Source organism: Methylobacterium isbiliense (assembly GCF_022179325.1).
Lineage (GTDB): Bacteria > Pseudomonadota > Alphaproteobacteria > Rhizobiales > Beijerinckiaceae > Methylobacterium > Methylobacterium isbiliense.
In genome coordinates this window covers 1-25,343 of record NZ_BPQQ01000084.1, presented here as the reverse complement: position 1 = coordinate 25,343, position 25,343 = coordinate 1, and the positions used below count along the sequence as shown (strand labels likewise).

The 25,343-nt window shown below is 64.9% G+C and carries 33 protein-coding genes and 1 pseudogene; 17 read left to right on the top strand and 17 right to left on the bottom strand.

Going from position 1 to position 25,343, the window contains the following annotated elements; all coding sequences use genetic code 11:
• Positions 1-578: 578 nt before the first annotated feature.
• The 6 genes and pseudogenes from MFF61_RS28140 to MFF61_RS28115 all read right to left on the bottom strand — a co-directional run bounded on the left by MFF61_RS28140 (position 579) and on the right by MFF61_RS28115 (position 6,638).
• The gene (locus tag MFF61_RS28140; protein ID WP_238240999.1) at positions 579-2,066 is read right to left on the bottom strand and encodes a dihydroorotase; all 1,488 of its coding nucleotides are present in this window, start codon (positions 2,064-2,066) and stop codon (positions 579-581) included.
• A 23-nt stretch (positions 2,067-2,089) separates the two neighbouring features.
• Positions 2,090-2,725: pseudogene (locus MFF61_RS28135) on the bottom strand (ABC transporter ATP-binding protein); the annotation flags it as partial.
• 80 nt (positions 2,726-2,805) lie between these two features.
• Complete coding sequence (locus tag MFF61_RS28130) at positions 2,806-3,564, bottom strand: ABC transporter ATP-binding protein (protein WP_238240997.1); 759 nt, start codon at positions 3,562-3,564, stop codon at positions 2,806-2,808.
• Between the two features lies 1 nt (position 3,565).
• Complete coding sequence (locus tag MFF61_RS28125; RefSeq protein WP_238240996.1) at positions 3,566-4,519, bottom strand: branched-chain amino acid ABC transporter permease; 954 nt, start codon at positions 4,517-4,519, stop codon at positions 3,566-3,568.
• Position 4,520: 1 nt separating this feature from the next.
• Positions 4,521-5,390 (bottom strand): branched-chain amino acid ABC transporter permease, encoded by an 870-nt coding sequence (locus MFF61_RS28120; RefSeq protein ID WP_238240995.1) that lies wholly within the window; start codon positions 5,388-5,390, stop codon positions 4,521-4,523.
• Positions 5,391-5,423: 33 nt separating this feature from the next.
• Positions 5,424-6,638 (bottom strand): amino acid ABC transporter substrate-binding protein, encoded by a 1,215-nt coding sequence (locus tag MFF61_RS28115; protein WP_238240994.1) that lies wholly within the window; start codon positions 6,636-6,638, stop codon positions 5,424-5,426.
• Between the two features lie 115 nt (positions 6,639-6,753).
• Here MFF61_RS28115 and MFF61_RS28110 point away from each other — a divergent pair, with 115 nt between their 5' ends.
• The 3 genes from MFF61_RS28110 to MFF61_RS28100 are packed head-to-tail and all read left to right on the top strand — an operon-like array spanning position 6,754 to position 8,864.
• A complete protein-coding gene (locus MFF61_RS28110; RefSeq protein WP_238240993.1) occupies positions 6,754-7,515 on the top strand; it encodes a GntR family transcriptional regulator in 762 nt (253 codons plus the stop codon).
• Between the two features lie 33 nt (positions 7,516-7,548).
• On the top strand, positions 7,549-7,854 hold the full coding sequence (locus MFF61_RS28105; RefSeq protein ID WP_238240992.1) for a hypothetical protein: 306 nt from the start codon (positions 7,549-7,551) through the stop codon (positions 7,852-7,854).
• Positions 7,855-7,868: 14 nt separating this feature from the next.
• Positions 7,869-8,864: a CobW family GTP-binding protein gene (locus MFF61_RS28100; protein WP_238240991.1), complete on the top strand. Its 996-nt coding sequence runs from the start codon at positions 7,869-7,871 to the stop codon at positions 8,862-8,864.
• A 380-nt stretch (positions 8,865-9,244) separates the two neighbouring features.
• Here MFF61_RS28100 and MFF61_RS28095 read toward each other — a convergent pair whose 3' ends face one another.
• From MFF61_RS28095 to MFF61_RS28070, 6 genes are all read right to left on the bottom strand, one after another.
• Positions 9,245-10,300, bottom strand: a complete 1,056-nt coding sequence (locus MFF61_RS28095; protein ID WP_238240990.1) for a tyrosine-type recombinase/integrase — start codon at positions 10,298-10,300, stop codon at positions 9,245-9,247.
• Positions 10,301-10,354: 54 nt separating this feature from the next.
• The gene (locus MFF61_RS28090) at positions 10,355-10,669 is read right to left on the bottom strand and encodes a helix-turn-helix transcriptional regulator (protein WP_238240989.1); all 315 of its coding nucleotides are present in this window, start codon (positions 10,667-10,669) and stop codon (positions 10,355-10,357) included.
• Positions 10,666-11,079, bottom strand: coding sequence for a helix-turn-helix domain-containing protein (locus MFF61_RS28085; protein ID WP_373324809.1), 414 nt, complete (start codon positions 11,077-11,079; stop codon positions 10,666-10,668). Before MFF61_RS28085 ends, MFF61_RS28090 begins: the two co-directional genes overlap by 4 nt.
• A 39-nt stretch (positions 11,080-11,118) precedes the next feature.
• The gene (locus MFF61_RS28080) at positions 11,119-11,352 is read right to left on the bottom strand and encodes a hypothetical protein (protein ID WP_238240988.1); all 234 of its coding nucleotides are present in this window, start codon (positions 11,350-11,352) and stop codon (positions 11,119-11,121) included.
• Complete coding sequence (locus tag MFF61_RS28075; protein ID WP_238240987.1) at positions 11,349-11,708, bottom strand: hypothetical protein; 360 nt, start codon at positions 11,706-11,708, stop codon at positions 11,349-11,351. The genes MFF61_RS28080 and MFF61_RS28075 overlap by 4 nt, the downstream gene beginning before the upstream one ends.
• A 552-nt stretch (positions 11,709-12,260) precedes the next feature.
• Positions 12,261-12,833: a helix-turn-helix domain-containing protein gene (locus MFF61_RS28070; protein WP_238240986.1), complete on the bottom strand. Its 573-nt coding sequence runs from the start codon at positions 12,831-12,833 to the stop codon at positions 12,261-12,263.
• Between the two features lie 107 nt (positions 12,834-12,940).
• On the opposite strand from MFF61_RS28070, the gene MFF61_RS28065 reads away from it, so the two are divergent.
• The 4 genes from MFF61_RS28065 (at position 12,941) to MFF61_RS28050 (ending at position 15,165) form a co-directional block, all read left to right on the top strand.
• Complete coding sequence (locus tag MFF61_RS28065; RefSeq protein WP_238240985.1) at positions 12,941-13,177, top strand: hypothetical protein; 237 nt, start codon at positions 12,941-12,943, stop codon at positions 13,175-13,177.
• Positions 13,174-13,866, top strand: coding sequence for a hypothetical protein (locus tag MFF61_RS28060; protein ID WP_238240984.1), 693 nt, complete (start codon positions 13,174-13,176; stop codon positions 13,864-13,866). Before MFF61_RS28065 ends, MFF61_RS28060 begins: the two co-directional genes overlap by 4 nt.
• A complete protein-coding gene (locus MFF61_RS28055) occupies positions 13,863-14,036 on the top strand; it encodes a hypothetical protein (RefSeq protein WP_238240983.1) in 174 nt (57 codons plus the stop codon). The genes MFF61_RS28060 and MFF61_RS28055 overlap by 4 nt, the downstream gene beginning before the upstream one ends.
• Positions 14,037-14,310: 274 nt before the next feature.
• Positions 14,311-15,165 (top strand): MT-A70 family methyltransferase, encoded by an 855-nt coding sequence (locus tag MFF61_RS28050; RefSeq protein WP_238240982.1) that lies wholly within the window; start codon positions 14,311-14,313, stop codon positions 15,163-15,165.
• An 80-nt stretch (positions 15,166-15,245) separates the two neighbouring features.
• Here MFF61_RS28050 and MFF61_RS28045 read toward each other — a convergent pair whose 3' ends face one another.
• Both MFF61_RS28045 and MFF61_RS28040 read right to left on the bottom strand, forming a co-directional pair.
• On the bottom strand, positions 15,246-15,674 hold the full coding sequence (locus MFF61_RS28045; protein WP_238240981.1) for a type II toxin-antitoxin system HicB family antitoxin: 429 nt from the start codon (positions 15,672-15,674) through the stop codon (positions 15,246-15,248).
• Positions 15,675-15,740: 66 nt separating this feature from the next.
• Complete coding sequence (locus tag MFF61_RS28040; RefSeq protein WP_238240980.1) at positions 15,741-15,944, bottom strand: hypothetical protein; 204 nt, start codon at positions 15,942-15,944, stop codon at positions 15,741-15,743.
• A gap of 375 nt (positions 15,945-16,319) precedes the next feature.
• On the opposite strand from MFF61_RS28040, the gene MFF61_RS28035 reads away from it, so the two are divergent.
• Genes MFF61_RS28035 through MFF61_RS28020 form a run of 4 tightly spaced genes read left to right on the top strand, consistent with a single transcriptional unit; the run spans position 16,320 to position 18,843 of the window.
• The gene (locus MFF61_RS28035; RefSeq protein WP_238240979.1) at positions 16,320-16,571 is read left to right on the top strand and encodes a hypothetical protein; all 252 of its coding nucleotides are present in this window, start codon (positions 16,320-16,322) and stop codon (positions 16,569-16,571) included.
• Positions 16,568-17,575, top strand: coding sequence for a helix-turn-helix domain-containing protein (locus MFF61_RS28030; protein ID WP_238240978.1), 1,008 nt, complete (start codon positions 16,568-16,570; stop codon positions 17,573-17,575). The genes MFF61_RS28035 and MFF61_RS28030 overlap by 4 nt, the downstream gene beginning before the upstream one ends.
• Position 17,576: 1 nt before the next feature.
• Positions 17,577-18,026, top strand: a complete 450-nt coding sequence (locus MFF61_RS28025) for a hypothetical protein (RefSeq protein WP_238240977.1) — start codon at positions 17,577-17,579, stop codon at positions 18,024-18,026.
• A complete protein-coding gene (locus MFF61_RS28020; protein WP_238240976.1) occupies positions 18,004-18,843 on the top strand; it encodes a hypothetical protein in 840 nt (279 codons plus the stop codon). Before MFF61_RS28025 ends, MFF61_RS28020 begins: the two co-directional genes overlap by 23 nt.
• On the opposite strand, the gene MFF61_RS28015 is transcribed toward MFF61_RS28020, so the two are convergent.
• A complete protein-coding gene (locus MFF61_RS28015) occupies positions 18,838-20,889 on the bottom strand; it encodes an AAA family ATPase (protein ID WP_238240975.1) in 2,052 nt (683 codons plus the stop codon). The genes MFF61_RS28020 and MFF61_RS28015 overlap by 6 nt on opposite strands.
• Before the next feature lie 323 nt (positions 20,890-21,212).
• Between MFF61_RS28015 and MFF61_RS28010 the strand changes: the two genes are divergently transcribed.
• The 4 genes from MFF61_RS28010 to MFF61_RS27995 all read left to right on the top strand — a co-directional run bounded on the left by MFF61_RS28010 (position 21,213) and on the right by MFF61_RS27995 (position 22,996).
• Positions 21,213-21,482 (top strand): hypothetical protein, encoded by a 270-nt coding sequence (locus MFF61_RS28010; RefSeq protein WP_238240974.1) that lies wholly within the window; start codon positions 21,213-21,215, stop codon positions 21,480-21,482.
• Between the two features lie 85 nt (positions 21,483-21,567).
• Positions 21,568-22,455: a recombinase family protein gene (locus MFF61_RS28005; protein WP_238240973.1), complete on the top strand. Its 888-nt coding sequence runs from the start codon at positions 21,568-21,570 to the stop codon at positions 22,453-22,455.
• On the top strand, positions 22,452-22,676 hold the full coding sequence (locus MFF61_RS28000; RefSeq protein ID WP_238240972.1) for a hypothetical protein: 225 nt from the start codon (positions 22,452-22,454) through the stop codon (positions 22,674-22,676). The genes MFF61_RS28005 and MFF61_RS28000 overlap by 4 nt, the downstream gene beginning before the upstream one ends.
• Positions 22,677-22,819: 143 nt before the next feature.
• The gene (locus MFF61_RS27995; RefSeq protein WP_238240971.1) at positions 22,820-22,996 is read left to right on the top strand and encodes a hypothetical protein; all 177 of its coding nucleotides are present in this window, start codon (positions 22,820-22,822) and stop codon (positions 22,994-22,996) included.
• An 18-nt stretch (positions 22,997-23,014) separates the two neighbouring features.
• On the opposite strand, the gene MFF61_RS27990 is transcribed toward MFF61_RS27995, so the two are convergent.
• Together MFF61_RS27990 and MFF61_RS27985 are read right to left on the bottom strand one after the other, a co-directional pair.
• Positions 23,015-23,296, bottom strand: a complete 282-nt coding sequence (locus MFF61_RS27990) for a hypothetical protein (protein WP_238240970.1) — start codon at positions 23,294-23,296, stop codon at positions 23,015-23,017.
• The gene (locus MFF61_RS27985) at positions 23,297-23,632 is read right to left on the bottom strand and encodes a hypothetical protein (protein ID WP_238240969.1); all 336 of its coding nucleotides are present in this window, start codon (positions 23,630-23,632) and stop codon (positions 23,297-23,299) included. It abuts the gene before it with no gap.
• 287 nt (positions 23,633-23,919) lie between these two features.
• On the opposite strand from MFF61_RS27985, the gene MFF61_RS27980 reads away from it, so the two are divergent.
• Together MFF61_RS27980 and MFF61_RS27975 are read left to right on the top strand one after the other, a co-directional pair.
• A complete protein-coding gene (locus tag MFF61_RS27980) occupies positions 23,920-24,327 on the top strand; it encodes a P27 family phage terminase small subunit (protein ID WP_238240968.1) in 408 nt (135 codons plus the stop codon).
• Positions 24,328-24,385: 58 nt separating this feature from the next.
• Positions 24,386-25,343, top strand: a 958-nt coding sequence (locus MFF61_RS27975) for a terminase large subunit (protein WP_238240967.1), incomplete at its 3' end; no start/stop codon positions are given.

The window sequence follows — 25,343 nt, the reverse complement described above, 5'->3', positions numbered from 1 at the left end:
CACTCACAGGGGGGCGGATCAATCGCCGACACTATGATCCCGGAAGCCTTCGAGGTCGCGCATGACTACTCGGGGCTGATCACGGTGGCAGGCTTTTTGGCGGCCTTCGTGCTGTCGAAGCTCGGCGGGTAAAAACGGCGGCCAATACGCGTCGTGTTCATCTGGAAGACGGTTCCGCGACGAGAGACGGTGCGGGGCGCAAGTGCGAACGGGTATGTAAGCGAAACGACCCAATCCTGACAACTTGGGAGGTCGCCCTCGCTGACGTGCTTTACGCTAGAGCCCCGCGTAGCCGCGGATGTCAGGGAGACGGGTCAGGAAATCATATGTCCGGAAAACGCTCACAACCGGACATTCCTGACGCGCTCCTCAAGGGGCCGCTTAGGGTCATTCAGTGCCATTGGGGATTGGAAGGCAAACGTATGACGCGTGGGTGGAGTGGAACCAGCTCCACCTCGCACACCAGGCAAGAACACCGGCCAGCACTCCCGTCACAGCCGCTGGCACGTGCTCCTGGTCGGCAGCCCGACGTCCGGTTCCGCCGTTGGCTGAATGGTGCAAGAATCCGGCTGTATCCGCTACTCTAGGGCTGGACCGCCAGCAGCCTGCTGCGAGGCAGCCTGCGCCACGACCTCAGCTTGATGGAGTCGCTCAACATTCGGCGCCGGCCCATCATCTCGTGCGAGGATGCCCGGAGTGAAACGTCCGAGGCCGGGCTCACCGACAATGCGGCCTTCGTCCATTACCACTTGCCCCCGCACAATCGTGAAAACCGGCATACCTCGGACCTTCATCCCCTCCCAGGACGTGTGACCGGCACGGCTATGCATGTCCTCTTTGCGAAAGACAGTCTCGCGCTTGAGATCAACGATGGTGATGTCCGCGTCGGCCCCAAGTTCCAGCGCGCCCTTGCGTGGATAGAGCCCGAAGCGCTGGGCCGGCTGCAGGGCACAGAAGCGTGCGACGTCCTGCAAGGTCATGCGGCCCTCGTTGACCGCGTTCAGCATCAGAGGCACGAACTCCTGGGCGCCCGTGATGCCGAGCGGAACGGAGAAGTTGTCCTCCCACCCGGGTTCGACATCCTCGACAGAGTGAGGAGCGTGCTCGCCGACGAGCATGTCGGCAACGCCATCGCGCAGGCTGTTCCAGCCTGCCTCGGCGCTGTGGGCCCAGAGATACGCGAAAGGCCCCACTCGCTCGGCTTGTTCCTGTGACATGAACAGGGAGGCGGCTTCGAGCTCGGCCGAGACATCTTGCTTCAGATCGAACTTGGCATGCCGCAGCATCTCATATGCACCCACAGGCATGACGCCAAGGTGCAAGACGTGCAATCGAAGCTTCGTGAGACGAGCGTAGTAGAGAGAACTAGCCAGTCCGGCAACCATGCCGTGACCGTACATGTATCCCCGCTCGTAGCACTCCATGTAGTATTTATTCTCGACCTTTCCGGGATTGATATAGTCCCTGAACGTCAGACGCTTGCACCATTCCGTATCGTCATGGTGAACGGAGCCGACGAGTCCGGTCTCGGCGATGGCCTCGTAGAGTTCGTACAAGATGCCGTGATCTACGACGCCGAGCTCCGTGATGTAGGGATAAACCTCCTTCACGTGCCGTGTGTTGAATATCTTGATCCCAATCGCACCAGCTTTTCCGAGATCCAGACATGTCTTTGGATAAAGCCCACCACCATAGATAGCATAATCAACATGCGCTTTCGGGGCGATCGCCTCTTTCTTCATTTCGAAGGTTTCGAGCGTCGTCGGATGCGGTGTATTGTTCGTCATATCGATGCAGAAGGCGATACCTCCTGCAGCAGCGGCGCGGCTCCCGCTCTCGAAATCCTCCTTGTAGGTATGGCCGGGCTCCCGAAAATGGCAGTGCACGTGCCAGAGGCCAGGCAGAATGTGACGCCCAGTTGCGTCGATCGTCCTCATGGCCGGCAGGTCGACACCCGGCGCTACGATGGCGGCGACGCGTCCTTCTGCAACGGCGATAGATCCACGGTATTCCCCATGTGCGGTCACGATGGTGCCGTTGGTGACGAAGAGATCAAAGGGCTTCATGACAGGCCTTGAAGCAGTCGGGGTCAGGCCGCGAGGCCCATATAGGCTTCGCGGATTTTGGGGTCGTCGATCAGGGCCGTCGACGGGCCATCGAGGACCACACGCCCCGTGTCCATCACAGTGGCGTGGGACGCGATCTCGAGAGCGAGCTCAACGTCCTGCTCGACAAGCAGCATCGTGATCCCATCCTCGGCGTTGACGCTCTTCAGCGCCATCGCGATGCGATCGACGACTACGGGAGCAAGGCCGAGCGACATCTCGTCAATGAGGAGAAGCCGTGGGCGGGCCATCAGCGCACGGCCCACCGCACACATCTGTTGCTGACCTCCGGACATCGTTCCGGCGATCTGACCCGATAGCTTCTCAAGCTCAGGAAACAATGCGAAGATTTTGCTGAGATCATCCGCCACGGCGCTGCGATCAGTGCGGACGTGGGCGCCGAGCATGAGGTTCTCGCGAACCGACAGGCCGGCGAACAAGCGCCGTCCTTCTGGTACGAGCGCGATCCCGCGCCGGACCCGCGTCTCGGCTGGGACCCGTGCCAGATCCTCCCCGCCGAAGCTGATGCGCCCGGCGCTTGGCCGCACCAGACCTGCGATCGCGCGCATCAAGGTCGTCTTGCCGGCGCCATTGGCTCCGACGAGTGCCGAGATCCGGCCTTCTTCGACCGCGAGATCGATTGCCCAGAGGACCTGACTGTCACCGTAGCGCAGATCAAGCTTTTCGACGCGCAGGAGGCTCATGCGACGGCTCCCTGCGCAACCTGCCGGCGGGCGTACCGATCACCCAGATAGGCGCTCACAACCTTGGGATCGGAGAGAACCCTGTCCGGTGTTCCATCCGCGATCTTCTCGCCGAACTGGAGAACGACCGCTCTGTGACACACCGCAGTGATCGCCTTCATGACGTGCTCCACGACGATGATCGTGAGCCCGTTTCGGTTGATTGCGCGGATCAGGTCGATGATGCGCTCGATCTCGGCATGATTGAGTCCCGCCATCACCTCATCGAGCAGGAGGAGGCGGGGGCGCGTCGCGAGCGCCCGGGCGACCTCAAGGCGCTTGCGCTCGGACAGCGTCAGCTGGCTTGGTAGGAAGTCCCGTTTTCCGGCGATCCCAACCTGCTCCATCGCTTCCGTGCAGGCCTCCGCCACGGCGGTAGCCGAACGGCCTGCATCGCAGAACATGGCGCCGACCGCGACGTTCTGCGCGACGGTGAGATTCCGGAATGGCTGCACGATCTGGAATGTGCGGGCGACGCCGCGCCGGGCGATCGTATGCGCCTTACGGCCCGTTATGGTCTCGCCGTCGAACATCACACGGCCGCCCGATGGCTTGACTAGGCTTGAGATGACATTGAGGAGGGTAGTCTTGCCCGCGCCGTTCGGCCCGATGAGTCCGAGGATCTCACCGGACGCGACGTCGAAGCTCACATCCTTGATCGCCTGGACGCCGCCGAAGCGCACACCGACGTGATCGACGCTGAGGAGGGCGGACATGTCAGGCCTCCGCCGCGCGGCGCGGTCGCCGGGCAGGCGGCCTCAGCCGTGACAGGCTGTCCAGCACGCCTTGTGGCACCAGAAGCACCACGGCCATGACGAGTGCACCAAGAAGAAGATTGTGAATGCCTGAGAAGTGGCTCCAGATCGCATCACCGACGAGCTGGAACAATGCTGCGCCGATCACTGGCCCGATCACCGTGCCCATGCCGCCGAGCAGCATCATGATGTAGCCTCGCACCGAGATGGAGATGTCGAAGGCGGTCCCCACCTCGATGAAGGTGAGCCAGTAGGCCCAGAGGCCGCCCGCCGAACCTGTCATCGCCGCGCTGATCGTCCAGGCAAGGATCTTGGCCTTGACAGTATCGACGCCCATGACCTCGGCACCGCTCTCGCTGTCACGCAGTGCCCGCAGCGCGTAACCGAGCCGGCTGCGCGACAACCAGAACACGATGGCGGTCGCCAGGACGAGCGTGGCCAGCATCGCGAAATAAATGATGCGGTAAAGAAGAGTGGGTGGGAGCGACGAGAATGGCAGCGGCAAACCCTGCGCGCCACCCGTGACGCCGCCGATGTTGATGATCACCTCAGTTGCTGCTGCGTTCAGCGCAACCGTCGCGATGGCGAAGTAGTGACCGCGCAGGCGCAGAAATGGCCAGCCAAGGACGGCCGCGATCAAGGCAGCGGCGGCGACCGCAACCGGGATGGCCACCCACACCGGAAGGCCAAGGGTCATGCCGATGCCCGTTGCGTACGCGCCGATGCCGAAGAAGACCGAGTTGCCGAATGCGTGATAGCCCGCGAAGCCGACGATCACGTTCAGCCCTTGGGCCACGACCCCGAACATGAAGACGGTCGTGAGCACGCGCAGCCAGTAGTTGCCGACGAACGCCGGAGCCGCGAGGGCTGCAATGAGCAGCACGGTCGCCAGGATGAGTTGACGCTTTCCGCTCATCTCAGACCTCCCCGAAGAAGCGTTTGCCGAAGAGGCCCTGTGGCCGAACGATCAGGATAGCCAGGAACAGCCCGAATGCGACTATCTCTTGGTAGTTGACCCCAAGGTAGCTCGCGGCAAAAGATTGAATGAGAGCATACACGAAGCCGGCGGCAACCGCCCCCGTAACGGATCCGATTCCACCAAGGACAGTAATCACGAATACTGCGCCGATAAAGGAGTTTCCCAGTCCCGGCGAGATCGGAAACAGCGTGCTGGCAAGCGAGCCGGCGGCCCCCGCCAGGGCGGCGCCGATTCCGGCCGTGTAGTTGTAGATGCGCTCCGGGAAAATCCCCATCAGGCGCGCCGCTTCTCTGTCGAGCGCGGTTGCCAGGATTGCCTGCCCGAGGCGCGTTCGCGTCAGGACGAGGTAAAGAAATGCCGCCAACGTGAGCGACAGCAAGGCTGCCGCGAGCCGGACGTAGGATATCAGAACTGGACCGACTGCTAGGGCCTGAGAAGAGTAGCTCGTGTTCACCGAGCGGATGTCGGAGGTGAACAGGGCAACGAACAGATCAACGAGGAAGAGCTCGAGGCCGAACGTCATCGCGAGGGTGAGCAGCACGCTCGTGCGCATCACCGGATTGAGAAGCAGATGCTGGACCGTGAAGCCGACGCAGAACAGCGCAGCCATGACGAGCGGCATCGACACGAATGGATCGATCCCGAGCCGCGACGCCAGCATATAGGAGAAGTATGCGCCCATCATGATGTAGGCGCCGTGGGCAAGATTGATGATGCCCATCACTCCCCAAACCATCGAGAAGCCGATGGTGGCGACGCCGTAGACGCCGCCGAGAAGGAGCCCATTGACAAAGGTCTGCGCGAACATGGGTCTGAACCGAATACGAGTTCGGGCAGGTTCTTATTGACCGGTGCGGGGATATATCGGATCTGCCTGCTTGACGGCGACGGGAAAGATCACCTTCGGCTGGCCGCCGATGATCTGCGACACGTTGAGCCCGGCCAGGGTATTCACACCGTTGGCGTCGAACTTGAACGGTCCGTAGAACGTCTCCCCCTGCATGGACAGCAGCGTGTTGCGCACCGCCGTCGGGTCGACCGTCCCTGCCTTCTCGATCGCGAGTTGAAGCACCACGCCGGCCGCCGCGCCGCTGGCCGCGTGGAAGGTCGGCGGCTTCGCGTATTTGGCCTCGAATGCCTTCGCGAATCCGGCGCTGTCATCGAACAGCGGATCCTTCCACGTCAGCGTCGGAACCCAGTAATCGACGCCCATCACCCCTTCAGCGGCAGGACCAAGGGCGGTGCGGAAATCCTGCACGCCGACGGCCGTCGCTAGGCCGATGAGCTTCGGCGAGACCTGCAGTTCGCGGAGCGATTTGATGAGCAGGATCGAATCCTGGACGTAACCAGTCGCCAGGATGATATCCGGCGTTACCGACTTGATTTGAGTGGCGACGGCCGAGAGATCGTTGGCCCCCTTCGGGTACTTGCCGGTATAGGCAACCGTGAAGCCGAGCGATTCGGCGCGTTTGCGGGCTCCGTCACTCGTGATGTTGGGAAACAGATCGTCGGGGCCGACGATCGCAACGGTCTTGGGGGCAGGTGTGAGCCCCTTGGCGAGTTCGAGGATCGGCACCAAGCCTTGATCTGCGAGCGGCGACGGGGTGAAGATGTACTTGTAGCCTCGGGCGTAGAGGCTGTTCGCGGTCGCCATGGGAGCGAGCGTCAGTGCCCTGTAGCGCTCGCTGATGACGGCCGTGGCCGTGGCGATGCCGGACGAATAAGGTCCGAAGACGAACGACGCGCCGTCGTCGCTGACCAGCTTCTCGGTGAGCTGCGCGCTCGTCTGCGCCTTGGACTCGTCGTCGTAGTAGACGATCTGAACCTTGTAGGTTTTTCCGCCGGCTTTGAGGCCGCCACCAGCGTTCAAGCGCTCGCGCCAGAGCTCGTATCCGTCCCTCAGCAGACCGCCCTCGCGGGAGAAGTTTCCACTCAAGCTGATGGCGGCACCGATCTTGAGCGTTTCTTGTGCGGCGAGCGGCGGCGCCGCGATAATCGCTGCAAGGCAACCGAGAACGATCCGACGGGTCCACGCTCCAGCCATCACCTTGCCCACTCCCTGTCTCTATGTGTGCATGCTGCATGTCATGCGACATGAATACAAGCTGTATTTTCACGCAGCACGTGCCTATGATGTGCCCTCGGAGTCGTACGACCGGGAGACAACCCTGATGACCTCAGCGAAGCGGCGGCGCGCCGATGGTTCGGGCAGAGGCCGTCCGACGAAGGGAAGCGGCCGCGAGTTCGCGTACGACACTTTGAAGCGGCAAATCGTGTCGCTTCAACGCGCGCCCGGTTCCGAACTGGACGAGCTGCAGCTTGTCAGCGAACTCGGCATCTCGCGAACTCCGTTGCGGGAAGCCTTCGTCAAGCTCGCGAGCGACGGGCTGGTGGTCCTAATGCCGAACCGGGGGGCGCGCGTCGCGCCACTCGACCTCGCCTACACACAGGAGCACTTGGAAGCCTTCGATCTGCTGCAGCGCGTGGCAACCGCCTGGGCGGCAACCCGTCGTTCGGACGAGGATCTCACGCGCATCCGGCGGCACGCAGACGCCTTCGAAGCGGCTTGGCGCGGCCGAGACCCGAGTGCCATGATCGACACCAACTTCGCGTTCCACGAGGCGATCGGTGAATCCTGCGGCAATCGCAACATCGCGCGAACGTATATCGGCCTGCTGAGCGAGAATCTGCGCATCGCGCGGCTCGCCATGGCCTACGAATGCTACGGCTCGGCCGATGCCTACGAGGCGCACATCGAGGCGATCGTCCGGGAGCATCGCGAGATGCTGGAGGCCATCGCAGCACGCGACCCTGAGCGCGCCGAGCGCATCGCAGGGTCTCATTCCGGCCTCGCTCGAAAGCGTGTGCTCGAATACCTGTCTTCCAGTCTGGTCGACGGCCCGATCGGCCGCTTTCTCGCCTCTGCAGCCTGACCGGAGACCCGAACGATGTGTGACGTCTGCGCCGTGTTCGGCATCGGCGACCATTGGACCGATGCCGCCAAGCTTTCGCGCAACCTATTTCCGGCACGGGACATTCAGCGCCATCGCCGGCATCGGCGAGAGAGGATCGCGCTGATGAACCGCTTGGTCGAGCCTGCCGGCCTCGTCTGCGAGGATTGGGACGGTGATGCCTTCCTGCTGACGGACAGAGCCGGTCGCACGCGGGTCGCGGCGAGCCTTGCGGAGTTCTGGCGCGAAGCGGAGGCTCTGTCCGGTCAGGCCTTCGATCCGCTGGGTGTGCGCTTCGACGGGAGGGCGCCCCAATGGTAGGCCTCCCTGAGCCGATGCCGCTCTTCGTCCTCACGGGTTTTCTCGGCAGTGGAAAGACGACTCTTCTCGGACGCATTCTGCGCGCGGACGACGGGATGCGCACGGGCGTGCTGATCAACGAGTTCGGACAGGCTGGACTCGATCATCGCATCGTCGCGCATGTCGCGGAGGCGAGCGCGGTCGTGGCAAACGGTTGCCTCTGCTGCTCTGTCCGCCCGGAACTGTCGCGTGCCCTGCTGGACCTGCTGCGCCGCGCGCTGGCGGGCGAGATGCCGCGCTTCGGGCGCTTGGTTCTCGAGACCTCGGGGCTGTCCGATCCCGCACCGATTATCAACACGATTCAGACACACCCCGTGCTGAAGGAGTATTTCCGGGTGGCGGGGGTGATTACGACGGTCGACGCCGTGAACGGGTTGGCATCCTCGGACGATCACGCCGAGTTCGCCAAGCAGGTCGCAGTCGCGGATCTCGTGCTGGTCACCAAGACGGACCTCGCATCACCGGCCGTGGTCGTGAGCTTAGTGGAGCGGATCCGAACCATCAACGCATTGGCGCCAGTACGCGACGCGCGCGCGCCCGAGCTCGATCCCTCTTCCCTCCTGCAAGAGCAGGGGACATCCCGCGTCTCGGCCGTGAGTTCCGATGCCGCATCGCCCCATGCCGTGCGCACGTTCTCGATCTCGCTCGATGAGCGCCTCGACTGGTCGACTTTCGTGACCTGGCTGTCGCTCCTCCTCAACCGCCACGGCCGTGCCATCCTGCGCTTCAAAGGCATGCTGAACCTCGGCGCGGAGGATGCGCCCGTTCTCGTCCATGGCGTTCAGCACATCATGCATCCGCCGGAACACATGGCTGGCTGGCCCGATGAAGATAGACGTTCTCACCTCGTCTTCATCGCGAAGGGTCTCGATCCTGCGGACATCAAGGCATCTCTCGACTCCTTCCTGCGTTTCGCACGAGACACGATGCCACTTCGTGCGGGTTCCCTCGTTGCACAGGAGGTTCATTAGAGATCGGTCATCCGGCCGATCTTAAGGTTGCATTGCGTCGTCGCGGGCTCGGGGTGCAGCGCTTCAGGGCGCTGGATGAGCCGATCGCCTCGCAGCACCCACACCTTCTACCAGCTCGGCAACCCTCCCCTCCCCCGCGATCTCCGCCTGCCACACAATCACGCGTGCTCCCACTGGCGGGGCTACCGGCTGCATCACTCGCTGCTTCGTCGCTGTTCTTTGCAACCGCGCCTACGCCGGCAACTGATTGTCGGATATAAGTTTTTCCGCCGCGAATGGCCTATTTCGGCGCCTAGTTTCGGCAGATTTCCGTGATTTCCATGTTTCGTAGGGGCAGACGGGTTTGCAGCCGCCTGCCAGCACCACCAAACACAAATCAATCACTTAGGCTCCTCGGCGTCGCGGACCCTCGCGGCGGTTTTACAGGGCCGTTTTACAGCTTCGCGACTCCGCTCGCTCTCCTCCCGCTTCCGCATCGCCGTTTCGGCCAGCCGGATGTCCCGGCCGAGATAGTGCCTGTGCAGGATGGCCTCCGCGTCCTTCAGCGAATGGCCAGTGATGGCCGCGATCTCCGGCACCGCGCAGCCGGCGAGCGCCAAGTGTACGACGGCCGAGCCGCGCAGGTCGTGAAACGTCACGTCGTGGATCTGCGCCTTGTCGCAGGCCTTGCGCCAGGAGGTGCGGAAGCCGTCCGACGTCCAGGGCTCGCCACGCTGGTTCGTCAGGATGGTGCGTGATCGGCGCGGGGCGCCCTCCAGAGCCGCGCGCAGCGTCTCCCCGATCGGCACCACCACGCGTGCGCCCGTTTTGCCCTGCGCGAAGCGCAAGCCTCCGCTCAGGTAGGCAGACCAAGGCACGGTCAGCAGGTCGCCTTGCCGCTGCCCGGTCCACAACGCGAGAACGAGGGCCAGCCACAGCTCGTCCGAGGCGACGGCGCCGAAGCGGGTAATGTGATCCTCGCTCCAGAGCGCGTCCCTGCGGTCTGCCCGGTAGAGCCGCCCTCCCCGCTCGCAGACGTTCGTCCTGATCCGGCCACGGTCCTTGGCGACGGACAGCACGCGCGCGAGGACCGTCCAGGCGTAGTCGGCCTTGCGAGGCGTCGTCGCCATGGTGTCGCGCCACCGTTTGAACTCTCCCCGCGCCTCCGGATCCTCGACGGCCTCGATGGGCATGTCGCCGAACTCCTCCTCGATCATCCGCAGGTAGGTCCGGTAGGCGCGCTTGCTGGACTCCGACTTGCCCGTGAATTCGGCCGAGGCCCGGAACTCGGCGATGAGCGCGAACATCGTGCCGGCCGGGACTGCCTTGCGGCTCTTCACGGCCTCCGCATAGGCGAGCTGGAACTCGGGACTGCCTGGCTCAGCCGTGATGCGGGGGCCGCCTCGCCAGGCGTAGTAGTAGGTCCTGCGCGAGCCATCGGCGAGGCGGCCGACCACCCGGTGGACCCCCTTGAGGATCGTCCTCATGCCCGCGCCGGGCCGCCGATTGCGTCATGTCCGACGGCCATGGCGTTCATCACGGTCGCGCTTCCAGCGCTGGAACGCGCTCTCCTCCGTCACGCCTGGGAGCCCGCTCGCCCGGTCGAGTGCCGCGTCGACCGCCCGCCGATCCCACCGGCGGCTGCCCGGCAGGGCTTGGGGAAGGAGGCCGCGCGCGACGAGCGTGCGCACGCCACTCGGTGACATGCGGCAGTAGGCTGCCAGTTCGCCGATGGTCATCAGGCGAGCCTGCCCCTCGTCCCGCTCGGCCCTTCGCACGGCGTCCACCTGCCTGCGTTCGTCGCCCTCGACCGCACGGCTCATCATGCGTCAATCCGCGCGAGATCCGTTGCTACAGCCACATCCTCGGCCTCCACCGCCCGATGGTGTGCCAAGCCCCGGGCTACGTTGAGGAGCGCCGTGCGCATCACCGCCGGCATGGCGCCATAGGCCTGGAGCAGCTCCGCGGCGTGCGGGATGTGCAGCAGCGGCAGCAACTCGCCGCCGCCCTCCTCGCCCTCGCCGTAGAAGGCGCTGACCGGCACCTCGAGGAGGCCGGCCAGCGTGCGGATCCGGCCGGCGCCGATGCGGTTCGCTCCCCGCTCGTACTTCTGCACCTGCTGGAAGGACACGCCGAGCACCTCGGCCAGCGCGCTCTGCGTCAGGCCACGCGCCTTGCGCAGGGCGTGGAGGCGGGCGCCGACCGCCCGGTCGGCTTCGGTCACGCGCTTGGGCATCAGGCGGGCACCGCTTCGGTCGCGCGCCGGGCGCCGGGGTCACGAATCATGGGGCCTCCGGAGGGGCACCACCTCGGCATCGACGAAGTCGAGCGCCGGCGGGTGGACGTTGCGGGGCAGGATCTCGTCGTCGAAGCGCACGCGGACCTGCTCGCCGGTGCCGGGCACGGGCGGGATGATGCGGCCGAGCCGGCCGCTGGCGCGCTCGCGGACGCGGGCGCCGAGTTGGGCGGGTGCGCCCGGATACAGCTGCTTGACGAGATCGTAGGTCACGTGCCGCAGCCCTCCGTGCCTGCCAGCTGCTGGCCGAGCGCCTGGAGGCGGCAGGTCAGGCCGCAGCGCTCCAGCGGAAGCGCGTCGCCCGTTGCGGCCAGCCGCTCTAGGAAGCCAAGGGCCGCCTCGAAGGCAACGGCCGAGTCGGTCTCTGGGTGCCGCGGCCGACGGGCGGCCAGCACGAGGGCGGCGGGGCCGGCCTCACGAGGGGCCTCAAGGCTGCCGAAGGCCCGAACGAGGGCGTCGAACTCCCAGCACGGCACCGCGATCTGGAGGTGCAAGGCCTCGCCGGGCTGGCCGATCAGCACGTCGCGGTACAGGCCGAGGACGCCGCCGGGAAGGCCGGGCAGCGTCATGCGCCGGTATTCGTACTGCGAGGAGCGGCGCTCACCGTAGAGAGCGGCAGCGCGAGCAGGATCGCGGAAATGATCGGCATCGGCTCACAACCAACAGCAGATGGAGCATGATCCACCCATTTTGGGCGTATTGTCAAACCCAAATTGGGTGCTCTAGGCGGCCAAAGGATTGACGCGTCGGTATCTGCCCTCAAATCGAATGCGAGACACCAGCGGAGAGACGCGCCGCTCGCCTTCGACTCCAGCCTGAGCCGCCTTGCGGTTCGCAAGCTGCGCAAGGATCTTCTCCGCCATCGGGTCGGCCACCAGGCGAGCGCTGGCGAGGCTGCGGACCAGCTCGGCAAAGCAGGCGCATAATATCATGCTCAAGAAGAATACGGCGGTGACGATCTGCCTGGACAGATTTGGCGGGCCGCGTTTACGAGGATGGTGCTGACTAGAAGGCCGAGGGCTCACAAGTTCAGCCTGCATGCTGGCAAAACGACACAAAAGGTAGCGGCTATGATACCGACGAGGAAAGATACAAGCTCCACCGCTCCTTCGGGCTTCATCTTACCTCGGTTTGATCCAATCGATTTTAGCCGACCAGATAATTTCTGTACCAAGTAGAGGCTCGGTCCCTAATGTGAACAGGTCATACGTCCCGGCTCTCCGGCCGTGGAAGGGGCGGCGAACCAAGACCACGTTGTCTGGTAGACCGACGACACACAGGTCACCTATCCAGTCTTCAGGCAACCCATGCCGCCTAGTGCCGTGGTATACAAACCATCTTTCCTCTGCGACACCCGGCAACGCATCACCATCCGTGACCACAAGAGCGACCGTATCAATGGTCGCATCAAATGGCGCTGGGGCAACTAGAAGTGTCGGTGTTTCCGGTGAAAAAAAGCGAACCCTGCCACCGCGTACGACCTCGCCAACAACACCAGTATTGGTTCTATCGTTGATCACATCAGACTGGGGAACCTGATAGATCTGAGCCGCTCGCGCTATGCGCTCCAACGTCAAACGGCGGGATCCATTCTCGATCTTTTCATATCCGCTTTTGGAAAGGCCCATTGCACTGGCGGCATCTTCTACCGTCCAACCTTTGCGTTCGCGGAGCGTCTTCAGATTGTTCCCCATGTCGGGAACCATGCTGCACCGGCGGATGCCCGTCCCCTCCCAATTTGTGCGCGTTGCCGCTGACTGTACCACCCATTTTGGGTGGAGTGTTGGAGGGATGGTGCCTCATGAAGCTCGCAGACTGGATGCGCGAAGAGCGGATGACCGCACGGGCCGTGGCGAGCGCCGTGACCGAACGATTGCCTCCGGGCGAATCGTGCTCCGCCTCTGCCGTCGAAAAGTGGCGCGCGGGCGTGCGTGTGCCGCGACGCCGGAAGATGCAGGCGATCATCACGATCTCCGAGGGGCGGGTCACCGCCAACGACTTCACCGAAGCGTCGGCCTCTGGCGAGCGCACCTCGTGAGCGACCTCGACTCCCTTGATCTCACCGCCGCCATCGTCGGCATCGCCGCCATGCAGAGCGCCCGCTCCGCCCTGCAGCGGCATGTCATCGACCCTCTCGCCGACACCGCCGCGGCCGCGGCCGGTGCGGCCTCAAGCTTCGTCGACGACGCGCTCGCGCGCGCCGCCGCCCTCCCGGCCGGGATCGTGGAATCGCTGCCCGAGATCTCGGCCCTGCTCGGCTTCCTGTCACCCCATGGCGCCTCCGTCGCAGCCCCGCCCACCGACGCAGCGTGGGAGCAGGGCATGGGACAATCGTCCGCAAAGGCAGGCCACGACCGGCCGGAAAGCTGGACCGCGTGGCAGACCCAGATCGACGCCGCCGGCATGGTGCGCTGGCTGCGCGAGCGCTATCCGGCCAAGACCGCGACCCATGTCGCCGCCGATCTTGGCGCGCCGGTCGACACCGTGGCCAAGTGGCTCGCGCGCGAGGCGCTGCCGAACGGCCGCATGCTGGTGCTGATGATCTGCGTCTACGGCCCGGAATTTCTGGCCGCCCTCCTGCACACGCCGCCGGACTGGCTGCAGATCGCGGCCACCGAGCAGGACCAGCGACGCCTGGAGGCGAAGCTCGCCGCCGTGAAGGCGCAGCTCGCCGACCATCGCCGCTGGCGCCTGCCGGGCTTGACCTCGCCGGAGGGCGCGCCGTGAGCACCCCGCCACGTGACGGCCTCGCCCGCACGGGCCTGCAGCTCCTCGGCGCGACGCTCAAGGCGGCGGCCTGGGTGCCGGCCTGCCTCGCCGACGGCTTGGCGCGGCTGTCGCGGCGCTGCCTCGATGCGGCCCGGCCGCGACACGGCCGAGCGGACGGGGAGCGCTGATGGCGCGGCGCTCCCGCACTCCACTCACGCTGCCGATCGTCTGCCGCTGCTGTTGCGGCGCGCCGGCCGTCACCCGCTCCGCATCCGGCCGCGGCTTCTGCGCCGACCACCGGCCGACGCAGCCACCCCCGGTCCCACCGGTGCCGCCGACGCCGGCACCCGCGGCGGCGCCCCGGTCGCCGCAGCTGGAACTGCCGCTCCCATGACCGGCGCGCGGCGCTCCCGCCGCGCGAATCCCACTCCGAATCCGACCACCCGCCTGAGGGCTGCGCGTGTGAGCAGACCGTTGCCGCCGGGCGCCGCGTCGCGCCTGTACCGCCTCTACCGCTTCTACGAGGCCGAGGAGCGCGCCGCCGCGGACGAGCGCCGGCGTGCGGGCGGGCGGGCCGGGCAATTGCCCGGGGCGGCGGGCCGGGTGCGCGACCACATCGCCAGCCTCGACGGCCGGATCCGCGGGCGCACGCTCGCCAAGATCGTCGAGGTGTTCGAGGCCGCCGCCGCCGATCCCGCCGCCTTCGGGAGCCTCGCGGCCGAGATGGACCGCACCGGCACGGTGGACGGCCCCTACACCAAGCTGCGGCGCCTGCGGGACGAGGCGCGCATCCGGGCGCTCGCCCCGGTCGCCGGCCGCTTCCGCACCCTGGTGCTCGATCCGCCCTGGGACACCGACGGGCTCTCGGACTCGTGCGGGCCGCACTACGCGCGCATGCCGGTGGCAGCGATCGCTGCGCTGCCGGTGCCGGCCTGGGCGGACGCGGAAAGCCACCTCTACCTCTGGGCCACCAACAACGCGCTGGCGGTGGCGCTGCCGCTGCTGGCCGGGTGGGGTTTTTCGTACAAGACGGTGCACACCTGGACCAAGCCGAACCTCGGCCGGGGCCAGTACTTCCGCAACACCACCGAGCAGGTGCTGTTCGCGGTGCGCGGCGGGATCGGCACGCGGCCGCGGGCGATGGCGGTGCGCACGCACCACGCCTGGCCGGTGGGCGGGCACAGCGAGAAGCCGGAGGGCTTCTACGACCTCGTGCGCGCCTGCAGCTACCCGCCCTACGGCGAAGGCTTCCAGCGCCAGGCGCGGCCCGACTTCACCGACCTGTTCACGGATGCGGGCCGGGAGGCGGCGGAATGACCGCGTCGCACGACCGGGACGACCGCCGGGCGGGAGACCTCCCGGCGCAGGGCCGCGATGGCGGGAGGCGGGGTGCCGCCTCACCCGGGCTCGAAGGCGATCACCAGCTTGCCGCCCAGGGCCTTCGCCGCTTCCTCGAGCTGGCCGATCTTGGTCCCGTGCCGCGGATTGAGGATGCGGCGCACCTCGACCTCGTTCCGGTCCAGCCTCTGCGCCAGTTCGGACTTGTTCAGGCCCGACCGCTTCCAGGCGGCGTAGACCGCCGCCTTGGCGGCCAGGTGGGCCGGCAGAGCGACCGCGTGCTCACCCGGCCTGAGGGGCGTGGGCGGAGACAGGTCCATGGAATCCTCCATGCGGCCGGCCACCGCGACCTCGATCGCGTCCGCGGCGAGTTCAAGCGCCTCCGCCAGGGAACTGCCGGCGGTGACGACCTCGTCGAGGTCGCGCACGCTGACGACGAAATCCCCCTCCTCCTCGTGGATCGCGACACCGTAGGTGAATGTGAACATGGCTGCCGTGCCATCCCTTCGACGTGGTCGTTGCCGTGTCGTGCCGTCCCGTGGAAGAGATCCCGCCTAGAGGTCGGCGGGATCCACACCAAGTTGTTTCAGGATGCGGGCGATCCGGTTCGGATTGAGTTCGCTCTGGATCGTGGTGACCTTGCCACCGACCCGCACCCTGTAGTGCGATCCTTTGCCTTTCTTGCGGTCCTCGTCGAACGGAAGCGCGCGCTTCCTGGCGTAGGTCCGAAGGCTGCGGATCAACTGGTCCCTGGTCATCCTCCCGCTCCGGCTGCGACAGGGAGACAATCGAACATTTTTGTTCGATTGTCAAGGCATCGAACGGGAATGTTCGTGCTTCCTGCCCGGCGTCGTGGCTGCCCACCCATCCGCGGCCCGCCCGACCGGGCCGGCCGCCGATCCCAGGATGTGACGCGCGCTCCCCGCTCCGCTGGGGGGCGGCCGCACGCGCGAGGCTCCGCCGCGGCGCGCAGCCGATTCGGCGCACGCTCCCGCTCGGCCTGGGATCCCCTCCCCGATCGCCGTCCCCGACCGTCGCGCGCCCTGGCGCGTCCGACGTCGGGCTTTCACGCGCCCGAGCCAGAGCCCCTGCTCGCGGCGCCACGGGATTCCCTTGCCCGACGAGGCCGCCCCATGCGTCTCACCCGCGCCCGACAGCCCCGCTACGTTCCCATCGAGGTCGCCGCCTTCGAGCAGGCCAGCGCGGCCGCCCTCGGCCAGTTCGCCTGGCTCTCCTTCTCCCAGCCCCGGATGGACGCGGCCGCGCTCCGCGACGCCGCGATCCGGCGCTTCGGCCTCTCCGAGGCGGAGGGCGAGGCGCTGCTGGCCGAGCTGCGCGGCGCCGGCCTGATCGAAGGGGCCGGGCCGGACGGGGCCGGCTCATGAGCGTCCAGGCCATCACCTTCGTCATCGGGCAGCACATCCCCGATGCCGGCGCCAAGCTGCTCGCGCTGGTGCTTGCCAACTACGTGGACCATCGCACCGGGCTGGCGTGGCCGACCGTCGAGGCGCTGGCCGACGACACCTCGCAGTCGGTGCGCACCGTGCAGCGCAAGCTGCGCGAGCTGGAGCAGCTCGGCCTTATCACCATCCTCAAGGGCGCCTGCCCCAAGACCGGGCGGCAGCGGGCCAACCGCTACGTAATGCACCTGCCCGGCGTCGCGGTGCCGGCGAGGGGTGACAGACCGGGCGGCGCCGCGGCCGCGGCGCCCGCGAGGGGTGACAGCCTGACACCCCTCCTTACGCCCGAGGGGTGCCAGCCTGACGGGGAGGAGGGTGACACGGGTGACACCCCCGGGGGTGACACTGCTGTCACCCCTCTAAAGGAATCCGTCAGAGGAACCGTCACAAGGGAGGCCCCCCAACCCCCCGTGGCCGGGGGGAGGATCGAGCCGGTTCCGATTCGAGAGAACGGGGCCACGGCACCACCGGAGCCCCCTCCCCCCGATCCGGCGCCGGAGGCCGGCGCGACCGGGCGGTTCGATCAGCTCGTGGCAGCCTACCCGGAGGGCGGCCGGGCCTGGGCCAACCTCGCGGCGGCCCGCGCCCTGTTCGACGCCCTGCCCGAGGCCGAGCAGCGCCAGGCGATCGCGGCCGCCGCCGCCTACGCGGCCCATTGCCGGCGCGAGGCGGCCCTCAAGCCCAAGTACCTGCAGAACTGGCTGCGGGCCGGGCTCTTCCGCAATCACCGCCTGGCGCCCGCTCCCGCCGAGCCGCCCCGGCCCGTGCGGGTGTTCGTGGCGGCCGACACGCCGGACTGGAGCGCCTGGGCCGAGCACCACCGGCGGCAGGGCCGGCCCATGCCCACCCCGGTGCGCAGCGACGTGGAGCGCCGGGAGGGCTGGTGGTTCGCGAGTCGGCGCCCGCCGGAGCCCCGGGCCGGAGCGTGAGATGGCCGCGCCCCGCGCCTGGACGGTGGAGGCGGTGAAGCGCCGGCTGCGGGAGGCGGAGCGCGCCGCCACCCGCCGGCCGCCGGACCCGGCCCTGCAGGCCGCGTTGCGCTGGCCAGACCTCTACATCCGCGAGCACGGCACGCGGCAGTACCTGAAGGCCTGGATCTGGTGCGAGGCGCACGGCGAATCCTTCACCCAGCTCTGCCGCGGCCGGGCCGGCTGGAGCGCCCGCACCGGCAGCCGCCGCGTCGCCGAGGCGCTGGCCACCATCGCCGCCCTGCTCACCTTCGCGGAGGCCGCGCCGGACGGCACCGCGCTGGCGGCCGAGGGCCGGATCGGGCCTGCGACACCGGAGCGGCTTGTTGCTGGCGGCGATCGCGCCCGACGCAGCACTCACACCACACAACCGCTGAGGAGCGCGGGCGATGGCGGGGGCACGGGGCGGTAACGGCCGGTACCGGCGGATCATCCAGACGGCCCTGGTGGCGGCGCGCACGCGCTACGACGGCGGCCCGGCCCTCGACCTCGGCCAGACCGCCCGGCCGGTGCCCTCCGCCAACGTGCGCACGGCCGTGGGCAGCGTGGAGGACCCCTGGCCCAACCCGGAGCGCGACCCGTTTCTGCCGCGCGAGCGGGTGCGGGTGACGATCAACCGGCTCACCGACCTGTTGGAGCGGGAATACGCGCACAAGCGGATCACGGACGCGGCCTACCTGATCGGGCGGGTGCTGCAGGAGGTGTTCGAGCGCCGGTCCGGCCCGCGCGCGGCCGGCTCGCCGGAGGGCCGCGACCGCGTCGACCAGAGCGTGGCGCACGAGCTGGCGATGGTGCTGGCGATCGACGACGGGCGGCTGGTGGAGGCGCTGAAGGCGCGGCTGGCACAGTCGGTGGGGAGCTACGGGGCGCGCTTCCTGCACCAGGTGCTGGCGGAAGGGCGGGAGTTCGCCGAGATCTCGCGCGGGCTCGGGCGCGGGGACAGCCGGGCGGCGGTGGCGTTCGTGGCCGAGCACTTCCGCACGCTGCTGGAGCAGGTGGCGGTGGACCTCCTGGAGGAGCAGACCTTCCGCGGGCCGGAGCGAGGGCAGCTGCGGGGCACGCCCGCGGCGCCGGCGGCGCCGGGCGAGTGCGTGGACGAGGCGGGCTGCCTGACGACGCCGACGCGGGCGTACCGGGTGGCGGAGGACCGTGATGGGTCGCGGCGGTGGCAGCCGGCGTGGAAGCGACGGGCGCTCGGAAATCGATCAGATAAGCCGGTCAAATTATGAGAACTCATGCTCGGATATTGTTTTGAATACTGTAATAATTTCCATTGGAGTAAGATATTTCCAGTCTTTTATCACTCTTTCAATGACATATTTGGCCAATGATCCCCGCGATCGAGGATTAAAACACCAAAGTTGTGGAAATGTTTTCGGTAATTCTTCTTCAATTTTGTGGCCGTTAGTCTTTAAATAAGCATTCATTATCTGGATTTTTAAATCTCCATGAAACTGAACGAATGACATGCCACTTTCGCTCGCTTGCGGAAAGGTGATTTTATTTTGTATTGCGTCAGCAATATTTTGTGCCTGCAGTTGACTCAGGTGGGGTAGATCATTGATATCAATATCTAAGCCGCTAATAGATCCACTATTTCTGATTATAAGGCATCCTATAAGTAATGGGTTTAGAATAATGTTATCAAAAGAATAGTGAGTTTCCTCTCCTATAACCTTAACTCGCTCGTCGCTTCTATTCGAGCGGTCCCAGTCAATAATGCCAAAAACAGATTTATTACCATTTTCTGCAAGTTTATTAACTAGCGATTTCACAACTTGGCATCCTGTATTAATTTCTCCCGCTTCTTTTCGAATGCCCGTGGAGATAAATGTCAAAGTTCGGGGTAGATTTAGATCACTTTTGAGAATTGATAGGATGTTTTCAAAAGCATAAGCATCGGTGTCGCTTTCAGTAAAAACCTGCCTTCTGCCGTCAAAATTTACTGACAGGGCAGGAAGTCCATAGGTTAATCGATTAAGCGCTTGTTGCTTTGTGATCTTGCTTGGCCCATCTTGGCCCTTCACCATTTCGAACAATGCTGCCTCGGGGGCCAGTGCGACAGTAGTTGGTGAATGTGTAGTAAGAATACATTTTATATTGCGCTTATCCACTAGCTCTTCGCGTATCGCTGATAACCAACGGTATACCATTTCCGGATGCAAAGATGCATCCATTTCGTCAAGAAGTAGGAGTTTGGGCACACTTAAATTGACTCTTAACGGATCGAATTTGAACAAAGATAAAACAAAACGCATAATAACCCGCTCTCCGGACGAGAGGGCGGAGAAATTTACTATAGATCCATTATTTATGTCTTCAAGTTCGAAGATAATTTCGTTTTCCGGGAACGAATCTGGAACTCTAACTTTATAGGGCAAGCCAAAACTTGGCATTAGATCGCTGATTTGCCTCCAAGGCGGCCGGCCATACGTTTCAGTGAACTCTGATTCTGATAGATAAGGGGCGCTTCCACCTTGCTCAGCATCGTCGCGCGCGATTAAATTTCGGTTGCGCGTTTCGCGATAAATGCAGAATATTTTATTTATCTCTGGATTGAATATTGAGAAATCACCCCATTTCTTTCTTTCCAATAATTCTTTGAATTCTACTTTGAGCGGAGCTTTATCCAACGCTTCAGCTACATCTTGGATCGCTGCTGCAATCATGAATGGGGGTTGAGGGTTCCAACGCCTTGGAAGGTGGCCGTTGGAGCTTGCACGATCTGATTGATCCACAATAGCGATATTTGCCTTCTCGTATAATGATACGATTGCGTCCCCATCATCTTTGCCACTGCGTTCAGAAATCAATTTTGCAAAGGCTTCAGGATCAAGCTTCCATACGTCTCCAGATTGGACGATGTCATTCGCAATCTCGCCATACTTAGCCAAAATTTCTTGTTCAAATGGGTCAAGCACGCGCCGGCGATATGTTTCGAACGCTTCTGGAGTGATTTGTCCGTACGCACCCTGTGCCATGTAAGTAGGCATCGTTGATTGCGTATTGTTAGCAAGCAGCGCGCCACGAGCTGGCGTCGTCAAGCCTGCTGGATGCTCGCCTCCATTTTCGATCCGCACGATCGAGCCGGCAGGAAGATTAACCGGCGCATCTATGTCACCAAGCAGATCAGTTATCACTGCTTGCTTCTCTATTGCTTGCAACAGATGGCTTTTCCCGGATCCATTTACACCTATGAGCACAGTTAGATCGGGTAGGTCAATTGTTTCAAATTTCTTTATACTAAGATGTTCATGAATACATTTGATTTTCATGCTATCTGCCTCGCTGAAATATCTACAACCCATATCGCATCGACATGTGTCAATCCAGAGGTGCCGGAAAAAATTTATCAATTTCATCCAAAAATAGTAGATCATGACAAATCTGAGAATCTACATGGCCAGTATACAGCGGCATAAGTTTTGTAGTCATAATACAATGGGTGATATTGACTTAATATACATGCGTGTTTTAGCCAATGGGAAACTAGTTGACACTGCGGCAGTAGATGGGTATGACGTTGCAAGTTCGACTTCCTGCGCCCGCGGCCCCACTGGCCGCGGGCGCACTGCGTTTCAGCCCCCGAGACCCGGCCGTGATCGACCCGCTCGTCCAGGCGACGCAGCTGCGGACCTTCGCGTCCCGGCTCCGCCGCCTCGCCCCCACCCGCGATCCCGAGATCTTCGTCGCCGACAAGGATCAACTCGTCGCCGACCTGGAGCGCGCCGCCGCGGAACTGGATCTGTCCGGCGCGATGGCCGCCGTCGCGCCGCTCGCGCGCGGCGCCATCCGCTTCGGCGTGGTCACCGCCGAGGGCCGGATCATCCCGGTCGAGCCCCGCCACCCGGTTCGTCCGGCGCGCTGACCGGCGCCGTTCCCGCATTTTCCTGAATATTCGGGAAAGCGGCACCTCCTGGCGCTGAAACAACAACAAACACAGTAGCTTAAACGTGATTTCCGGCTCCCGCCGGGTGGCCCGCCTGCGGGCGCGCAACAAGGACCGAACCCAGGCCCGCGCCGCCATCGCCACCCGGGCCGTCGGCTACGTCCGCGTCTCCACCGAGGAGCAGGCCGCCCACGGCTACGGCCTGCCCGCCCAGGAGCGCGCCATCCGCGCCTTCGCCGAGAGCCAGGGCTACGACCTCGTCGCGCTGATCGCCGATCCGGGCGTCTCGGGCGCCACCCGCCCGGCCGAGCGCGCGGGGTTTCGCCAGGTGCTGGCGATCGCCGAGGGCGGCGGCATCGCGGTGCTGCTGGTGCACAAGTTCGACCGGCTCGCCCGGCACATCGCCTACGCGGTCACCACCGCCAACGACCTCGGCACCGCCCACGGCGTCTCGGTGCGCTCGGTGACCGAGCCGATCGACACGGTGAGCCCGGCCGGCCGGATGATGTTCGCGGTGCTGGCCGCCATGGCGGAGGCCGAGCGCGACCTGATCACCGAGCGCACCAAGGGCGGGCGGATGATGAAGGCCGGGCGCGGCGGCATCGCCTGCGGGCGCCCGCCCTACGGCTACGCGCCGGACCGCGAGGGCGGGTTGCGCATCGTCGAGGCCGAGGCCGCGGTGGTGCGGCGGATCTTCGCCGAGCGCGCGGCCGGGCGGATCCTGCAGGCGATCGCCAACGGGCTGAACGCGGACCGCATCCCCTCCCCGCGCGGGCGGGCGTGGCGCACCGGGCAGGTGAGCTACGTGGTGAACAACCCGAAGTACCGGGGCGAGGTCGAGTACCTGTTCTTCTCCGGCTCGGCCGAGACCTACGTGAAGAGGCCCGGGCAGCACGCGCCGATCGTCGCTGCGCCCAAGCCCTCCCGCCGCAGCAAGGATCCGACCGGATGAGCGCCGTGCCGTCCGCGCCCGCTGGCGCGTGCCCATTGCCGGATGAGGTGGAGACGATCGCGGCGCGGCTGGCGGCGCTGGCGGTCGAGCGGGCTCGGCTGGAGTACGTGGACGACTTCGCGTTCTGGGGCGCGCGTAGCCGGGCGATCGACGCCGAGGTGCTGCAGCTGCAAGCGCGGCGAGCCGCGCTCGCGCACGGGCCTATCGGCGGTGTGGCTTAGCCATTCCCTCCCGGCCCTCACAGCATCGGCCTCCTGGCTGGCGCCCGCCCGAGGAGGCGCGGCGCGCGCGCAACCGGGCGCATGACGCCCAGCGCCGCCGCGAGAGCCCCTGGAGGGCTTGGTACGGCCTGCGGGTCTGGGCGGTGGCTCGCGCGGCGCAGCTCGCCCGCGGCGAGGTCGTGCCGGCATCCGTGGTGAACCACCGCCGGCCGCATCGGGGCGAGTGGGCGCTGTTCATCGATCCGGAGAACCACGAGAGCGTCTGCAAGCCCTGCCATGACCGCGAGATCCAGCGCGAGGAGCGGGCTGGAAGCAGCTGAACGAAACTAAGCTCGGCACTAGGGTGCAGATGAGCTTATGTCTTTCCGCATCGCGTGCATCCAAGATATGTAGCCCTCCCGCACCAAATCTTCGCTCCACCATTTTGGTGGCGTCGTGTACCACTTTTCCCAATCTGAATTCTTGAAGAGATCGGGCATTTCCAGGCGCAGGTGCGCAATGTCTCCGTAGATTTTGGCCGGCTTTCCGGCGCCGCCTCCGTACTCCAGAAAGAGATTGCGCATGGATTGTTGATATTGTTCCCAAACGTTCTGTGACCATATGCCGATGTATGTCCACATTTATTTATCAATAACTCGCTTACTCAGAATAATCTGCTGAGGGTCAAGTTCTTTCCAATTCCCAACTACATTGACGAAGCTTACTATTCTATTTGCTGCAGGTGCAATTACGTCTAGGCTCTCGATCCTTCGCTTAACGAGAGCTTCATCCGACTGTTTGTTCCGGCTAATTGCCAGCCCGACGTAAGCAATGGCTACAGTAAACGCGGCACTCTTCAATATCTCTACACCCAATTTTGTTGTTTCAAAAGAGTCCCAACCTTTCGGCAAGTGAAAAAAACCTCTGCGAGTGATGCCGCGCCTGCCTTCTGGGATATTTGATTGATATTTATCCATGTCTTTACTCATTCTATATGTGGATTGAGACATGATGCGGCGTACCGCCGAACGTCAAATGCTATTACACCTTCGCGAATTGTAAATAGTATGCAATCGCCGAAGCGAGCTCTGCAGCGTGCCTACCTGCAGGGATCTTCCGTATCATGCATTGAAGCACAGAAGGGTTCTACTCAGGGGTCAGCTTCAAGCTGTCATTGCCCCCCGGGGTCGAAAGTCCGAGTCGATCCCCGCCCTGACCGGTGCTCTAACCAGGGATTTGCGCGTGCAATTTGGAGGGGATTTCGGTGGCCGGGCGTAAGCGCACCCCGGACGCGGTCAAGCAGCTCGCCGGCACCGCCCAGCCCTGCCGCATGAACCCCGACGCGCCGATCGCCGCCGAGGGCGTGGCGGAGGCGCCGGAGTGGCTGAGCGCCCGAGCGGCCGAGATCTTCGCCGATCTCGCCGCGATCACCGACCGGATGCGCATCGCTTCGCCCGACGACGTCGCCATGCTGGCGCTGCTCGCCTCGCGGCTGGAGGAGATCGAAGCCTGCACCGCGGTGATCGAGGATCTCGGCCGCGTCTATCAGACCGTCGGCTCCACCGGCGCCGTCATGCACCGCGCCCGCCCCGAGGTCGGCATGCGCAACGAGGCCATGCGCCACGCCCAGGCGCTGCTGGCCGAGTTCGGCCTCTCGCCCGCCGCCCGCTAACGCGTCTCCGCGACCACCCCGGCCGAGGAGAACCCGTTCAAGGACCTGTGAGGACAGCATGGCCGCGGACCCGTGCGTGGACGCGGCGCACGCCTATGCGCGCGACGTCGTCGCCGGGCGCATCCCGGCCGGCCGCTGGATCCGGCTCGCCTGCCAGCGCCATCTCGACGACCTCGCCCGCCAGGACGACCCGGCCTTCCCCTACCGCTTCGACGCGCGCAAGGCGGCCAAGGTCTGCAAGTTCCTGCAGCTCCTGCCCCACACCAAGGGCAAGTGGGCGCGCAAGGCCGAGCGCCTGCGCCTCGAACCCTGGCAGCTGTTCAAGACCGCCGCCCTGTTCGGCTGGCTGCGCAAGGCCGACGGCCTGCGCCGCTACCGCAAGGCCTTCCTGCTGATCCCGCGCAAGAACGCCAAGTCGACCTGGGCGGCCGGCATCGGCCTCTACCTGTTCGCCGCCGACGGCGAGTACGGCGCCGAGGTCTATTCCGGCGCCACCTCGGAGAAGCAGGCCTGGGAGGTCTTCCGCCCCGCCAAGCTGATGGCGCAGAAGACGCCAGCCCTGCTGCAGGCCTTCGGCATCCATGTCGGCGCCAAGAACCTGCACATCCTCGCCAACGGCTCGCGCTTCGAGCCGATGATCGGCACGCCGGGCGACGGCGCCTCGCCCTCGGCCGCGATCCACGACGAGTACCACGAGCACCCCACCGACGAGCAGGTCGACACGATGGAGACCGGCATGGGCGCCCGCGAGCAGCCCCTGCTCGTCATCATCACCACGGCCGGCGACAACCTCGCCGGCCCCTGCTTCGCCCTGCAGCAGGAGGCCCAGAAGGTGCTGGAGGGCGCGCTCTACGACCCCGAGCTGTTCGCGCTGATCTACACGGTCGACCCGGAGGACGACTGGACCTCGGAGCTGGCCCTGCGCAAGGCCAACCCGAACTTCGACGTCTCGGTCTCGGGCGAGTACCTGCTCACCCGCCAGCGCGCGGCGCGGGCTGTAGCGCGGCAATCAGGGT